Genomic DNA, 15476 nt, shown 5'->3' with positions numbered 1-15476 from the left:
GACAAATAATTTTCCGCTAGTGTTTTACATAAAAAGTAAAAAAAAAGATAAAAGTGACAAAAAGTTATTCGAGTAAAATAAAACTACCGATAGTCAAACGCCCCTTTTTTGGTAGCGATGACAAACCTAAAGCTGCATTTACATTACCCGAGTGCAACAAATTACTTGGATAGATAATAGCCCTATTCATTCTAGCTTCTACTGAATATAGCTGTTCAAATAGTTTGTCGCTACCACTCATATAACGAGGTGCTTTATGTATTTGATTCGCTATAGCTTCTTTTTTTACTTGCTGTGCATAATGATATAATCGGTCTTGGGTAATCGTTTGATAACCGGTCTCTTTATGACGATAAAAAGACGTGCCACCATGGTCTTGATTACATAAGTAATGCACAACAGCAAATTGATTACTTTGTGGGGTATCAATATGAGGCAGCATTTGCATAGGACGTAATTGTTTTACCGGAGTATCTGCAAGCGCTAAGGCGGATAGAACAGTTTTGGCTGCACTCGTTTGTGGACAGTCGAAAAACGAGTGAAACAAGGGTAAATATTGACGACATACCTGCTCACCATATTCGCTTGGCATTAACTTACGTTTACCCGGATAAAAATTCTTTTCATCTGCCTGAAAGGACGAACCATCTCCCGCAAACTCAACTAAATCAGTCACTGAATTGGCAAAGTTATCAATAATCAGTAAAGGGATTTTCTCATCACCAATTATATGCTTTGATAAAATTGCTTGGTTATTTACGCTAAAATCAAACATAGGTAACAACTAACAGCCTAGTTGTTTATTTTTCAAATCAATCAAATGATGAATTTGACCAAGCGAGGTAATTAGGGTGTAAATTGCTTGCAGCAGTCCAGCTTTATGCAAACTTGCTATTTTCTCAGCTGATAAGGCGGCAAGTTTTTCTGTATCAATGGTATATAAACCATTCAAGGTGGTACTTTGCTGATTAGCAAAAGTGACTTCCATTTGCATCACTTGCAATAACTCCATGCTTTGTAATTGCTCAAGTAACTTTTTATTTGCTAACTCGCCTTCTAATAACTGCGCAAGACAATACTTGGCTTGTTGAAAATATTCAGTGTCCACACCATCTTCGCTAAATAATGCCTGACCGTCATTGGAAACTATTGCTGGGCTTTCACTATCAAAACAGACAACATAATCACCAGCAACTTTTTGTTCACTGTTTTGTTCGGGGTTACCGACAAAAAATGGCTGCCGTCTAATTTGTAAAGGCAGATATAAACCTTGCCACTGACCACCTCGCCAAAATAAGTTTTCACCCGACTCAAAACCTAACATTGCAGCAACCACAAACTGCCCAGTATCTGCATTTTTAGTAATAACTAAAGGATACTGTACCGCCATACTGGTAAACTCAGCCATAACTGCGGGCACTAAGTGTAACCCCGCACCATGTAATTCAGCCTTAGCCGCATCTACTTTTAAGTTAAGGTGATTTTTATTATCTATCGCAACTAATTGTGCCATTTATTATTACTCTTTAAGTGATGCTAAATTTTCAAACGCTTATATCAAGTGGATCAGACATGTAACTAAATTCGACTAAAACCATAGCTTTTAATTTTATCTAATAATTCTCGGTTACTGGGTAATGACGATAACGCTTTATCAATTAAGACTTTGTTTTGTTTGAACTGGCCATCCGCAAAATCACAGTCATCGAACGCGTATGGAGTATGACAATAATCACTTTTAAAACCCATACCATAAAGTACATATTGATAACTAGCCGCAGGGAATACTTCATTATTACTGGTAAAGTCATGATCGGCTGGGGAACGATATTTCCACTCTGTCATTAAGTCTTGTAAGCTTTGTGGAATGGTTGCTGATTCACGATTATCTGTCCAAAAAGGTTCAGTTCGCTCACTTAAAATATAATGTAATTTTAAGAAATCAATAATTCTATCCCAACGGTATAACGCCGTTTCATTAAAACGTTTAGCAACAACATCCATCACCTCTCGAGAGGCGGGTAATTGCTCACTTATCATTTGTGCTGCCAGCTCAACCATGACTAGAGCAGAGGCTTCAAGCGGCTCTAAAAAACCTGCAGACAAACCAACGGCGACACAATTGTTTTGCCAAAACTTCTCTCGGTGACCGCTGACAATAGGGATTTTACGCACATTAAGTGATGAGAATTTATCGCCAACATATTCAGCAAGCACAGCTCTAGCTTCTGCTTCTGTTGAGTGTTTACTAGAGTAAACATAACCAACGCCACGACGGTGTTGTAGGCCTATATCCCAAATCCAACCGGCTTTTTGTCCTGTAGAGATAGTATGTGAGGCGATAGGAGAATCTTTTGAATCATATGGGACTTGTACCGCGAGTGCAGTATCGATAAATAAAATATCATCACACTTTTTAAAAGGTACCTGGTAATGTTTTCCTAATAACAGTGATGAAAACCCCGTGCAATCAACAAAAAGTTCTCCGGCAATATCACCATGATTTTGTGTGCTAACTGAAAGGATATCACCCTTATCGATAGTCTCGTCGATAATGTCTTTATCAGCACGATTAACGTCGCAATTAACACCCGTTACGTCATCAACAATATGAGTAACTCCAAGCTTTTCTTGGCAATGCTTTTGCAAAAATACGGCAAACTTTGCTGAGTCTAGATGATAAGCATAATTTGCTACATCAGAAAATTCGGCATGACGAATGGTTTTAGGTGCTAGACCTTGCTCACAAATGGCTTCTTGGTAACAAACTTCATTTGAGAATGAGTTCACATGGCTATTTTTCTGCTTTGTTTGTGTTTGCTTCGCTAACCAATGTGCCGCTAAATCTGTTTTCCCAAACCCTTGAGGTAAAACTAAGGGATGATAATAAAAGTCATCTTCAGTACCGTCAAACCACTTAGCAAACTTAGCGCCTTGTTTGAAGCTGGCCTCACATTCACGAATAAAATCACTTTCACTAATACCTAATGCTCTCAGCGTACTGCGCATGGTTGGCCAAGTACCTTCGCCAACCCCTACCGCAGGAATATTAGCCGATTCAATAAGAATAACGTTTAAGCCCTGCTCGGTATTACTTTTGTGTTTAGCCGCTAAACGCCCAGCCGTTAACCAACCGGCAATACCACCACCGACAATGACCACTGTTTTTGTTAATTTATTCATGATGTGCAACCAAGTATTTTATTATGCAGAGAAGCGGGTTATACGCATAGGCAAACAAACTCAACTCTAAATTTGCTTGCTTATAAATACAGAGAAGAAGACTTCTTCCTGAGAAAGAAGCCTTTATATACTAGTCAATATATACTAGAAAGAGCCACGTACACCGAATGAAATACGACGTCCGCTATCAACAACCTCTAATATTTGATTAGAGAATCGACCACGATTGTGCGTATATTCTTCCGTTAAGTTAATGCCTTCAACAAAAACGGTAATTTGATCCGTGAGGTCATAACTCGCGCTTGCATCCCACTGAGAATAGGCTTCAACATAAGTTACCCCATCACCACCACCTTGCGTAAGGTTTTGCAAAAAGGTATCACGCCAGTTATAAGCAATACGACCTTGAAATGCACCACTTTCATAGAAAGCGATAAGGTTAGTTGAATCACTTAATCCTGTTAACGCAAAAACTTGCGTGATATCTGCATTATCTAATTCAGCATCACTATTAACAAGCGTGGCATTGGCGAGCAGGCCAAAACCAGAATCAAAGGTATGTTGTGCCGCTAGTTCCCAACCATCAACGACAGCTGACTCACCATTACTTGGCGCGGTATTGGTAAAGACTGCAACTTGGTCATCTGCATCTGGTGCACTGACATCACTTCCTGTAGAAGGGTCAGTTAACAAACTACTATCAGCGGTAACAAAGGTTTTAGGATTTTTACTACTGGTTATAAAGTTAGCAACATGTTTCCTGAAATAACCCGCTGAAACATAACTAGCATCCGCGTAATACCATTCAATTGACAAGTCTAAGTTATCAGAGCTAAAAGGTACTAATGCAGCATTACCACTGGAAGACTGTAAGTTACCCTGGCGCACAGTATCTAACGACGTTATTGGACGCAAGCTACTTAAAGTAGGTCGTGAAATACTTCTTGATGCGGCAACACGAGCAACGAGTTCATCTGTGATTTCTAATTTAGTACTAAAATTAGGTAAAATTTGAGCATAACTGCTACTTTCATCAAAGTCTGAAGCTGGGCCATAAACCGCTAGCATTTCAGTTGCATCAAGAATATCTAATCGCTGAACATTAGCTTGTGTTGCGCCTACAGTGACATCAGTGCTTTCGTAACGGAAGCCACCAGTAGTATAGAGAGGCATACCTGCTATCTCGCCTTCAAAATCCAGCTCTAGATAAAAAGCAGTCGTTTCTTCTTTAACTTCAAAAGAGTTATTAGTTTTTACAGCGTTAAAATCAACGCCTTCAACTGCACCTAAGAAATCGAATAATGCTTCACCATCAAATTTTAACCATTGTGAAGGTGTACGACCGCTGCCACTAACATCACTTAAAAAGTCACTTCCTGCATCAAATACTTCTTGAGGGAAGGCGCTAACATCAGGGAAGTCTTGGTAATTACAGTAGGTACAATGAATTCCGCTAGTGGTATTATCCCAAGAATTTACTGTTTTGGTTTCAGTAGAATACATAGCACCAAAACGGGCAGCAGAGAAACCAGTATCTCCATCCGATAACCAAAGACTATCCCATTTTACTTGAGTAACAACATCCTCAATTTCTTTACTGTCTCGAATCATTACATGGGCACGACTGTTGGCGGGATCTAAATAATCAGAAACCCCCGTAGGTGAGACATAATCAGGACTATTTGGATCTTGATTAACACCATCTCCTTCTTGCTGACCACTGTAAATTGAAGGGTCTGGGGTTGCAAAGTCAGAGTAATAAGGCAAAATATTACCATCAACATTCCATTGAACTCGGTTGGCATAACCTAATAACGCTAAGCTACCACCACGACCATTATTTGGTTCTCTTTTAGCTGTTGAGTTACTTAAATCAAACTTCATATTTAAGTTATCATTAACATCCCAATCAAAGTTCAAACCAATAGAAAGTGAATCAGTTAAACGATCCGCTTTTTTAGCGTGAAAGTCAGTTGCTAAACCTGTTTCTTGATACATTGAAGTGATAGTACCATTGGCATCAACAACAGCATTTTCAACATTATCAGAAGTAAACCAATGACCATAAGATGTTGTATCAGATTTGACATCAAAGTCTGAATATAATGCATCTGCGGTAATGACAAGGTTATCTGAAGGTGCATACTGCAAGACTAAGTTTGCATTGGTACGTTCACGTTTTTCTGTGGTAACCAATGAATCAAAGTTTTGCGGAATAAATATATTACCGGTATATACGTCACCGGACTCTGTTACAGGAGCGCCTTTGCCGAAAGAAGAATTTTCACGCCAACCAGCACTTTGAGCACGATTTAATTTCGTTTCACGCTCTAAATACGAGATTGCAAATAAAGCACCAAAGGTATCATCATTAAAGGTATCACTTATCAAAAGTGACGCTTGTGGGGAGGTCTCTTCACTATTACCATCATAAGTTGCTTTGACACTACCCGCTAATTTAAAACCATTAATAGCAAAAGGTTTCGCCGTTTCAATATTAACCGTGGCGCCAATACCACCTGACTGTACCGTCGCTGATGATGTTTTATGCACATCTAGGGTTTTTACCATTTCGGCAGCAAGCGTATCAAAACTAAAATCACGACCTGGATCTTCAGAGGCTTGTTGTCGACCATTAACAAGTACTGTATTAAATTGTGGACCAAAACCACGCACGGTGATTTTTTGACCTTCACCACCCGATCTATCTATCGAGACGCCAGTAATACGTTGTAATGATTCTGCAAGGTTAGTGTCCGGAAACTTGCCAATATCCTCAGCAGAAATAGAATCAACTACGCCACTAGCTTCACGTTTTGTGTCTAAAGCGCGACCAAGAGCGCCTCTAATGCCTGTAACGGTGATTTTTTCAACGTCTTTTTCAGCTGTTTTACTGTCTTCAGCATGCGCTTGCACTGAAGCTGTTGACGCTAAAATTGCAATAATTGCTGTCGATAATGTATTTTTTTTAAACATGTTATCTGTCTTCCCCAAATCATTTTTATTATTTATGGAAAGCAGACCTTGACCACTCAATGTTGCAACTAACTCCGTATCCTCAAGTAAAAGTTTAATGGCTTGTTCAATAGAATAATTGCCAGTTAACTTATTTGCCGTTATATCACTTACTTTATCAAGTGAGAAAATGAGCGTTAAGTCGGCTTGCTCTGCAAATTGAGTGAGCGATAGATCTGCTCTTTGCTGAGGAATATTGAACGAATAGGTATTACTTAATTCAGCACTTTGAACATATGGAGCACACGCTAAAGCGAGTGTTGCTGCTATGCTAGCTGAGTTAAATTTTCGTTGTTCAATAACCTCAACAGTAAGTTTTTCACTTACAAATATTAAAGACGATTGAACAAGTTTTTTCCGCCAGTGCATCGGTAACCTTTTGTTATTTTTAGTGCGTTAATGTAGCCAAACTTAAAATCATTCTGACAAAACTATATTATATTTACTAGTTAATAATCTATGTGCTGGATATAGATGATGAAAGCTAAATTATGGTCTGGTAATAAAAATAGGGCTATATAAACGAGTATATACTTGGTTAAATTTACACGTGTCAAACCACCCTGTTGTCAATTAATAGCTTACTAACCATAAACTTAATTATTAGTAGTCATGTTGATAATTCATATAAAGTCAGCTGTGAACAACAATATACTCTCATGAAAACATAGGTAGATAATCATAATGTGAGGTGATTTCTGCACGTAAACAATAATTAGTTAGATATACCTAAGCGGGGCTTGCCTTTCATCACATCCTGTATATACTACCAGTAATACTGTGTAAATTTACAGGCTAAAGCTATGATAGATTCAACTACCGAATTACGCCCACTGACTAAACGACAGCAACAGATTTATGATTTAATCAAAGCAAAGATTCAAGATACAGGCATGCCACCTACACGTGCTGAAATCGCTAATTTTTTTGGTTTCAAATCAGCTAATGCCGCCGAAGAACACTTAAAAGCTTTAGCAAAAAAAGGCTACATTGAAATGCTTGCAGGCACTTCTCGTGGCATTCGCTTGGTTGAAGAAATGCTTGAAGCAGAAGGTTTACCACTGATAGGGCGAGTTGCCGCCGGTGAACCTATTTTGGCGCAAGAGCATATTGAAGAACATTATAAAATGGATGGTAATTTATTCCATCCTGCTGCCGATTATCTCTTGCGTGTAAATGGCGAAAGCATGAAAGATATCGGTATTCTAGACGGCGACTTACTTGCTGTGCATCAAACTACTGAAGTACAGAATGGTCAAGTTGTTGTTGCCCGTGTTGAAAATGATGTCACCGTAAAACGTTTCAAACGTGAAGGAAATGTTGTCTATTTGCATGCAGAAAATGAAGACTTCTCTCCTATTAAAGTCGACTTAGCTAATCAAGAGTTTAATATTGAGGGTATCGCCGTCGGTATTATTCGAAGTGGACGTTGGATGTAATCCATCATAGCCACTGTTACAGCATTCGTCATATTTATTACCTAATTACTGCGTAATAAATATGGCGTTTTTATTTATCTTCAATATTTTCCTTTCTAAATTTCCACGTGATTTTCTGTAATTCTTAAATCCCTTTATTAGATTTAATCAAAGCTAGTCCCAGTAGAGCTCACACTCTCTTTAGAGCTATTACTCCATTGAATTAAATGGCTTTTTTATAATTCCTCAGTTATAAAATGTTTGACCTAGATCAATTTTTAGCGTAATTCTATAAATAGTAACGCATACAAAACGAACATAAAAAGAATAAAAAGACGTCTGTTTGCTAATCCTGTCACACTAGTTCACTAGTACTATGACTGATTACTCTTTTACGTCGATAATTAACTTGATCTCTAAATTATGTATATTCGTCATGAACCGTTCTATATAGCGCAACCGTGGCTAAACCGAGCTCTTGTTAGTTGATAAAAATAATAATAACAACAACAGATATTCAGTTCAGTGAGTTATGAAGTACATTGCTGCACATCTGTTCTCTATCATTGAAAAGAGGAGATGCCGTGTGGGGAAACATAAGCTAATTTGGCTAGTGTTGGTCAGCCTATTTGCCAATTCAGCCTGGGCAGAGACGCAGTTAAACCTAACTAAAGGGGTTACTGCCGTTAGTAGAGACGTATATGATTTACATATGCTAGTGCTCTATATTTGTACTGCTATCGGTATTTTAGTTTTTGGCGCTATGTTTTGGTCGATTGCTTTTCACAGAAAATCTAAAGGTGCAAAGCCTGCTGATTTTCATGAAAGTACTAAAGTAGAAATTTTATGGACAGCAATACCCATTGTTATTTTAATCGCCATGGCAGTGCCTGCTACACAAACACTGATAGCGATGGAAGACAATGAGAACTCTGATGTTACGATTCAAATCACGGGCTCGCAATGGAAATGGCATTACAAATACTTTGACCAAGATATTGAATATTATTCTGTGCTTTCCACCCCTCGCGAGCAATACCAAAACCAACAAGAAACTAGCGCCATCAAAGGTAAAAACTATTTACTTGAGGTTGATAAGCCGCTTGTTATTCCTGCTAATAAAAAAGTTAGATTTTTAATAACATCTGATGATGTTATCCATTCATGGTGGGTGCCTGCTTTTGCCGTTAAACAGGATGCTAATCCAGGATTCATCAATGAAGCCTGGACTAGAGTCGAAGAACCCGGTGTCTATCGCGGTCAATGTGCCGAGTTATGCGGAAAAGATCATGGCTTTATGCCCATAGTTGTTGAGGTAAAATCAGCTGAAGATTATGACATTTGGCTCAATGAACAACAACAACGTATCGCCGCTGCAGCAAGTGCCGAACAAGACTCATTAAACGCTTCTGTATCAAAAGAAGAACTTATGCAATTAGGTGAAACAACTTACACAGCCTACTGCTCAGCTTGTCATCAACCAACCGGTTTAGGTTTGCCGCCGGCCTTCCCTGCATTAAAAGGTAGCCCTATAGCTACAACGGGTACGATAGAAGAGCACCTCAATATTGTCTTTAACGGTAAAGCGGGCACAGGTATGCAAGCCTATGGCAAACAATTGAGTTTAAAAGAGATAGCCGCAGTCGTCACTTATGAGCGAAATGCTTGGGGCAATGATACTGGTGATATCGTGCAAGCCTCTGATGTAAAGTCTGCTGTTGATAACACATCACAAGATGCTAAAGGAGTCGTCACAATTGAAACTAACGTTGAAGATGCGGTAGAGACAATGACTGAAGAAGCACCCGTTGAGGATTTAGCTAAAGTGTATAGCCAAGATGAATTAATGGCTATGGGCGAAAAAGTTTATATGACAGCTTGTGTTGCTTGTCATCAACCAACAGGTGCAGGATTACCTCCAGCATTTCCTGCGCTTAAAGGCAGTTTGATTGCAATGGGGGATATCGCTATTCATTTAGATATGGTGCTTAACGGTAGTAAGAAAAATCCTGCCATGGCTGCTTTTGGTAGTCAATTAACCAAAACCGAAATAGCCGCTGTTGTGACTTATGAGCGTAATGCTTGGGGAAATAATACCGGTGATTTAGTACAACCTGCAGCTGTTGATGCTGCTAGTGCGAAGTAGGGGGATATAAAATGACCACAGACGTTATAGAACAAGATTCGCACGACGAACATTATGGTGACCATAAAATGACAGGCATAAAACGCTGGCTTTATACCACTAACCATAAGGACATCGGCACCCTGTATTTATGGTTTGCTTTTATTATGTTTTTAACTGGTGGCGCTTTAGCTATGGTGATCCGCGCTGAGTTATTTCAGCCAGGTCTGCAAATAGTTGAGCCGGACTTTTTTAACCAATTAACAACTGTCCACGGGTTAGTTATGGTGTTTGGTGCCATTATGCCTGCATTTACTGGCTTCGCTAACTGGATGCTTCCTATGATGTTAGGTGCCCCAGATATGGCGCTACCTCGTATGAATAACTGGAGCTTTTGGATTCTTCCCTTTGCCTTTGCTATTTTACTTGGCTCTTTCTTTATGGAAAGTGGCGCGCCTAATTTTGGTTGGACCTTCTACGCACCATTATCAACGACCTACTCTAATGGCAGTACTGCTTTCTTCGTTTTTGCTGTTCATATCATGGGGATTTCTTCCATCATGGGGGCGATTAATATCGTTGTCACCATAATGAATATGCGCGCTCCTGGCATGACATATATGAAAATGCCTTTATTTGTTTGGACCTTTTTTATCACGGCCTATTTATTGATTGCCGTCATGCCTGTGCTCGCAGGTGTAGTGACCATGTTACTTACCGATACTTATTTTGGTACCAGTTTCTTTGATGCTGCTGGTGGTGGCGACCCAGTTATGTTCCAGCATATTTTTTGGTTCTTTGGTCACCCTGAGGTTTATATCATGATTTTGCCAGCCTTTGGCATTGTCTCTACCACTATTCCGGCGTTCTCACGTAAACGACTATTTGGTTATAGCTCAATGGTTTATGCCACATCGTCCATTGCTTTGTTGTCATTTATCGTATGGGCACATCACATGTTCACCACCGGTATGCCGCTATTTGGTGAGTTATTCTTTATGTATTGCACTATGCTAATTGCCGTACCTACTGGGGTGAAAGTATTTAACTGGGTCGCTACTATGTGGCGCGGTTCATTAACTTTTGAAACACCAATGCTGTTTTCAATCGCCTTTGTTATTTTATTCACCATCGGTGGTTTCTCAGGATTGATGTTGGCGATGACACCGGTCGACTTCCAATATCACGACACCTATTTTGTTGTCGCTCACTTTCATTATGTGTTGGTTACTGGCTCATTATTCTCTCTCTATGCAGGTGCTTATTTCTGGCTACCAAAATGGACCGGTCACATGTACAACGATACGTTGAGCAAGTGGCACTTTTGGTGTTCATTAATCTCTGTGAACTTACTGTTTTTCCCTATGCACTTTTTAGGTTTAGCAGGCATGCCTCGCAGAATTCCAGATTATGCACTGCAGTTTGCTGACTTTAATAAGTGGGTCAGCATTGGTGGTTTTGCATTTGGTTTATCACAACTTATTTTCTTAGCGGTGGTAATAAAATGTATTCGCGGCGGCGAGAAAGCACCAGCAAAACCTTGGGATGGAGCAATCGGTTTAGAGTGGACGGTAGCAAGCCCTGCCCCATATCATACCTTTAGTACACCACCATCGCAGCAAGACATTGATAATGCTGACCAACACGAGCACTAACTTGTATGAGCACTGATGATGACAAAGCCAACATAAATACCAGTACAGGTATAAGTAATAACAATAAAACAGTAAGGAAATTACTGCTTGTCGTTGTTGCTATGTTTGGCTTTGGTTTTGCTCTGGTACCTTTATATGATGTGTTTTGTGATATTACTGGCCTAAATGGTAAAACAAATGATACTGCAGCGACTTATGAGGCTGACGGCATAGATAAACTACGTACCGTTAAGGTGCAGTTCATTACCCGAAATGCTAAAGGTATTCCATGGGAATTTGAGCCAGTCATTAATGAAATTAGTGTCCATCCCGGTGAAATGAAATTAGTCTCATTTTATGCAAAAAACAATGCTTCTCATGACATTATCGGTCAAGCCGTACCCTCAGTATCACCGGGTTTGGCAGCAAACTATTTTCATAAAATTGAATGTTTTTGCTTTACTCAACAACCGCTAGCCGCGGGAAAAGAAGTTGAAATGAGTTTGCAGTTTTATGTCGATTTAGAGCTGCCTGCAGATATAAATACTTTAACTTTATCTTATACCTTGTATGACATAACCGAGAAATCGTCATAGGGTTCTACTCGAAAAAAGGGATAGAAAATGACTAACAAAGAATACGAAAGTTATTACGTACCCAGCCAAAGCCACTGGCCAATTGTCGGCGCAATAGCACTATTTATGATTGCCTTTGGTGCGGCTAACTACGTCACCGACTTAGCAAATGAAAAAAGTGGTTACGGTGGATATTTGCTTTTGGCTGGTATTGCACTTGTGGTCTATATGCTTGTGGGTTGGTTTAGTGATGTAATTAGTGAGTCGCTAACGGGTAAGTACTCGCATCAGATGGATAATTCATTCCGCCAAGGCATGAGTTGGTTTATCTTTTCTGAAGTGATGTTCTTTGCCGCTTTTTTTGGCGCTTTACTCTATTTACGAGTATTTTCTGTGCCTTGGTTAGGCGGTGCAGGTAACAACGTATCAACAGGCGCCGTACTTTGGCCTGACTTTGTTGCCCAATGGCCTTTATTAACAACCCCCGACGGCACTACTACCACAGCCATGGGTTGGTATGGTCTCCCCTTAATTAATACCGTTTTATTATTAACGTCTTCAATTACCGCTCACTTTGCTCATAGTGCATTAATTAAAAATAATCGTGGACCACTTAAAGCATGGCTTGGTCTAACGATAGTACTTGGCTTAGCGTTTATGTTCTTTCAAGTAGAAGAATACGCGCATGGTTACTCTGAAGAAATGCGACTATTTCTAGATAGTGGCGTCTATGGTAATACTTTTTATTTACTGACTGGCTTTCACGGCATGCATGTTACTTTGGGTTGTATCATGTTGATAGTCATGTGGTTTAGAGTATTAAAAGGTCATTTCACCCCAGAAAATCATTTTGCCTTTCAAGCGGCAAGTTGGTATTGGCATTTTGTCGATGTTGTTTGGGTCATGCTTTTTGTTTTTGTCTATATTTTATAAGGCCTTATTTTTGGAGACTATCAATAAGCGGAAAAAAATATTTACCCAATCATTGATAAGAAGTGCCCTTTGGTTAGGGCTAACGATTATAGTGTTTGCTGGTTTAGTTAAATTATCTTTTTGGCAGTATAACCGCGGCTTCGAGAAAGAAAAACGTGCTATCCGTATTACGCAACTTAATCAGCAATCACCATTAACCCTAAGTGAAATAGTCAAATTATCGCAGGATAAGCAATTTACCGGTAAAGAAAGTATTAATGATTTTCCGGTCACTATTACAGGTCAATTTAATGATGATTTTGTATTTTTACTCGATAATCAGGTCGAAAATAACTCTTTAGGTTACCGTGTATTTCAAGTTGTTCAAACGCCGACTAATTCCGTATTAATCAATTTAGGTTGGGTACAAGGCTCAATTGATCGAAGCATACTTCCTGATGTTACTCCTCTAAATGGACAGCATAATTTTCGTGGTCATGTACGTATTATTGAGCAAGGAATAATGCTTACAGCACAAGATTTTACTCAGCCAAGTTGGCCATTGCGGGTACAACAAATTGAACTCGATAAATTTTCTGCGCTAATATCTCCGTTAATAGATAAGCCACTACTCCCATTTGTTATCTATGTAGACCCAGAAGACAACCTTGGTTATAAAAAAAATTGGCACCCTATGGTGATGCCCGCCGAAAAACATTTCGGCTACGCCTTTCAATGGGCTGCTTTAGCTACTGCGTGGTTGATATTAATGATTTGCTTGCGGATTAAAACACAAAAATCTGCTCGTGTTTCTTCCAAAAATGCACCTGATGCTTTACAGAATATTTAAGCGAAAACATTAACAATAATAATAGAAAAATAAGGCGTTAACATATGGCTAGGTCAATAAATACAGATGATTCAAGTAATAACAGTACTTTAACCAGTACCAATAAATTAGACCATACTTCCAACCACGCCTCACAAAAGAGAAGTCGTCGTAGTTTACTCTTGTTAATTACGGTATTTATATTGCCAATATTATTAGCCAAATTAGCCTTAGACAATCAGTGGCTAAACCTAGGCGTAACAAATCAAGGTAAGTTATTAGCGCAGCCATTGACACTAAAAGAGTTGGGTATAGATGAGTCAGAACTTGCCAAACAATGGCTTATTATTTACCGACTACCTAATACATGTCCTGAGATGTGCTTACATAGCATTGAGACTGTACATAATAGCTATGTAGCCCTAGGAAAAGATATGCCAAGGGTGTCTGCAGTGTTACTCAAGGAGAACATTTTTTCTGCCCAACAAAGCAAACAACTGGCCAAGAGTCAGTGGAAAATACTTGCTTTAACCCCACAAATGAACAATTTACTGCATGGGCCACAAGTACTTATCGCAGATCCTTTAGGTAACGTTATTCTAAGACATCAACTACCCGAACAAGAACAACTTCAACCGGCTTTTGGTAAAGCTATTGTCGCCGATATGAAGAAACTATTGAAATATTCTAAGGTGGGTTAACTCAATGACAGAACACAGTAAAAACACACAGACACTGCGACGTTTAGTGCTGACTAGTTTACTGTTAGCCGTTGTTGTTATTGGCTTAGGTGCTTATACACGTTTAACTCATGCGGGTCTCGGCTGTCCTGATTGGCCAACATGTTATGGTTTAATCGATGTACCTGAAACGAGTATACAAATCGCTGCTGCTGAGCAAGCTTTTCCTGAACGACCTGTTGAACCAGCTAAAGCATGGAATGAGATGATTCATCGCTACTTCGCTGGCAGTCTTGGTTTGCTTATAGCTGTAATAGCGATTTTTTCAATAAAATTACGCTTTTCAAAAAGCTCAAAAGTTAGATATCCGATATTTCTACCGCTATGTATTTTATGTATTGTTACCTTCCAAGCGGCATTAGGTATGTGGACAGTAACACTGAAATTAATGCCAATAGTGGTAATGGGACATTTACTCGGCGGTTTTACCACGCTTTGTTTACTATTCTTATTATATTTACGCATTAATGCTAGAAGCAAAAAAACTCAGGGAGAAAGTTTAACTGAGTCACAACTTAAAAAGTACAGTGGCTATGCGTTAATCGGCATTATTATTTTAACTGCACAAATTGCCTTAGGCGGTTGGACCTCCTCAAATTATGCAGCAATGAGCTGTGTAGAGTTACCAATTTGTCAGGGTGATTGGCTATCCGATTTAAGTTTTGAGCAGTCCTTTGATTTGATTCCCCCAAAGCAAGAGAGCTATGAATTTGGACACTTGGCACATAATGAAAGAGTCACTATTCATGTTAGCCATCGTTTTGGTGCCATCATTACCGGCGTATTTCTCGCTTGGTTAGCCATCACTATTTTTATCAAGACGAAAACGCCTGCTATAAAGAGTACTGCCACTATTTTATTAAGCTTATTAATCATTCAAATAAGCTTAGGGGTTAGTAATATCTGGTTTTCGTTGCCACTCAAAGTGGCTGTCGCACACAACTTAGTTGCTGCCTGTTTAATGCTGAGTTTGATCACCTTAGCTTATAAATTAAGACAAAATTCCAAGGAGTCTCTCTATGAGTAAAGTAATTAATAAAACCAT

General features: G+C 39.2%; 12 protein-coding genes. 8 read left to right on the top strand and 4 right to left on the bottom strand.

The window, feature by feature from the left end; all coding sequences use genetic code 11:
- Positions 1-64: 64 nt before the first annotated feature.
- The 4 genes from CPS_RS01105 to CPS_RS01090 form a co-directional block, all read right to left on the bottom strand.
- A complete protein-coding gene (locus CPS_RS01105) occupies positions 65-775 on the bottom strand; it encodes a DUF6445 family protein (RefSeq protein ID WP_011041115.1) in 711 nt (236 codons plus the stop codon).
- A gap of 9 nt (positions 776-784) precedes the next feature.
- Positions 785-1513 (bottom strand): SapC family protein, encoded by a 729-nt coding sequence (locus CPS_RS01100; protein WP_011041114.1) that lies wholly within the window; start codon positions 1511-1513, stop codon positions 785-787.
- Positions 1514-1578: 65 nt separating this feature from the next.
- On the bottom strand, positions 1579-3192 hold the full coding sequence (locus CPS_RS01095; RefSeq protein WP_011041113.1) for a tryptophan halogenase family protein: 1614 nt from the start codon (positions 3190-3192) through the stop codon (positions 1579-1581).
- A gap of 135 nt (positions 3193-3327) precedes the next feature.
- Positions 3328-6159, bottom strand: a complete 2832-nt coding sequence (locus CPS_RS01090) for a TonB-dependent receptor (protein WP_011041112.1) — start codon at positions 6157-6159, stop codon at positions 3328-3330.
- Positions 6160-7001: 842 nt separating this feature from the next.
- Here CPS_RS01090 and lexA point away from each other — a divergent pair.
- The 8 genes from lexA to CPS_RS01050 all read left to right on the top strand — a co-directional run bounded on the left by lexA (position 7002) and on the right by CPS_RS01050 (position 15458).
- Positions 7002-7637 (top strand): transcriptional repressor LexA, encoded by a 636-nt coding sequence (gene lexA / locus CPS_RS01085; RefSeq protein WP_011041111.1) that lies wholly within the window; start codon positions 7002-7004, stop codon positions 7635-7637.
- 565 nt (positions 7638-8202) lie between these two features.
- A complete protein-coding gene (coxB, locus tag CPS_RS01080; RefSeq protein ID WP_011041110.1) occupies positions 8203-9762 on the top strand; it encodes a cytochrome c oxidase subunit II in 1560 nt (519 codons plus the stop codon).
- 11 nt (positions 9763-9773) lie between these two features.
- Complete coding sequence (ctaD, locus tag CPS_RS01075; protein ID WP_011041109.1) at positions 9774-11396, top strand: cytochrome c oxidase subunit I; 1623 nt, start codon at positions 9774-9776, stop codon at positions 11394-11396.
- Positions 11397-11401: 5 nt separating this feature from the next.
- Positions 11402-11971: a cytochrome c oxidase assembly protein gene (locus CPS_RS01070; protein ID WP_011041108.1), complete on the top strand. Its 570-nt coding sequence runs from the start codon at positions 11402-11404 to the stop codon at positions 11969-11971.
- Between the two features lie 27 nt (positions 11972-11998).
- Complete coding sequence (locus CPS_RS01065; RefSeq protein ID WP_011041107.1) at positions 11999-12883, top strand: cytochrome c oxidase subunit 3; 885 nt, start codon at positions 11999-12001, stop codon at positions 12881-12883.
- A gap of 10 nt (positions 12884-12893) precedes the next feature.
- A complete protein-coding gene (locus CPS_RS01060; RefSeq protein WP_011041106.1) occupies positions 12894-13712 on the top strand; it encodes an SURF1 family protein in 819 nt (272 codons plus the stop codon).
- Positions 13713-13756: 44 nt separating this feature from the next.
- On the top strand, positions 13757-14392 hold the full coding sequence (locus tag CPS_RS01055) for a hypothetical protein (RefSeq protein WP_011041105.1): 636 nt from the start codon (positions 13757-13759) through the stop codon (positions 14390-14392).
- A 4-nt stretch (positions 14393-14396) separates the two neighbouring features.
- Positions 14397-15458 (top strand): COX15/CtaA family protein, encoded by a 1062-nt coding sequence (locus CPS_RS01050; RefSeq protein ID WP_011041104.1) that lies wholly within the window; start codon positions 14397-14399, stop codon positions 15456-15458.
- The last annotated feature ends 18 nt before the right edge of the window (positions 15459-15476 follow it).

It is taken from the genome of Colwellia psychrerythraea 34H (genome assembly GCF_000012325.1).
Classification (GTDB): Bacteria; Pseudomonadota; Gammaproteobacteria; order Enterobacterales; family Alteromonadaceae; genus Colwellia; species Colwellia psychrerythraea_A.
Note: the sequence above shows the minus strand (reverse complement) of the source record. Positions and strands in the feature narration are given on the sequence as shown.

What these genes read in the sequence shown, in the direction of transcription:
- CPS_RS01105 (WP_011041115.1), bottom strand. Translation starts at nt 775, where the DNA reads ATGTTTGATTTTAGCGTAAATAACCAAGCAATTTTATCAAAGCATATA.
- CPS_RS01050 (WP_011041104.1), top strand. Translation starts at nt 14,397, where the DNA reads ATGACAGAACACAGTAAAAACACACAGACACTGCGACGTTTAGTGCTG.
- CPS_RS01065 (WP_011041107.1), top strand. Translation starts at nt 11,999, where the DNA reads ATGACTAACAAAGAATACGAAAGTTATTACGTACCCAGCCAAAGCCAC.
- CPS_RS01055 (WP_011041105.1), top strand. Translation starts at nt 13,757, where the DNA reads ATGGCTAGGTCAATAAATACAGATGATTCAAGTAATAACAGTACTTTA.
- CPS_RS01070 (WP_011041108.1), top strand. Translation starts at nt 11,402, where the DNA reads ATGAGCACTGATGATGACAAAGCCAACATAAATACCAGTACAGGTATA.
- lexA (WP_011041111.1), top strand. Translation starts at nt 7,002, where the DNA reads ATGATAGATTCAACTACCGAATTACGCCCACTGACTAAACGACAGCAA.
- ctaD (WP_011041109.1), top strand. Translation starts at nt 9,774, where the DNA reads ATGACCACAGACGTTATAGAACAAGATTCGCACGACGAACATTATGGT.
- CPS_RS01100 (WP_011041114.1), bottom strand. Translation starts at nt 1,513, where the DNA reads ATGGCACAATTAGTTGCGATAGATAATAAAAATCACCTTAACTTAAAA.
- CPS_RS01090 (WP_011041112.1), bottom strand. Translation starts at nt 6,159, where the DNA reads ATGTTTAAAAAAAATACATTATCGACAGCAATTATTGCAATTTTAGCG.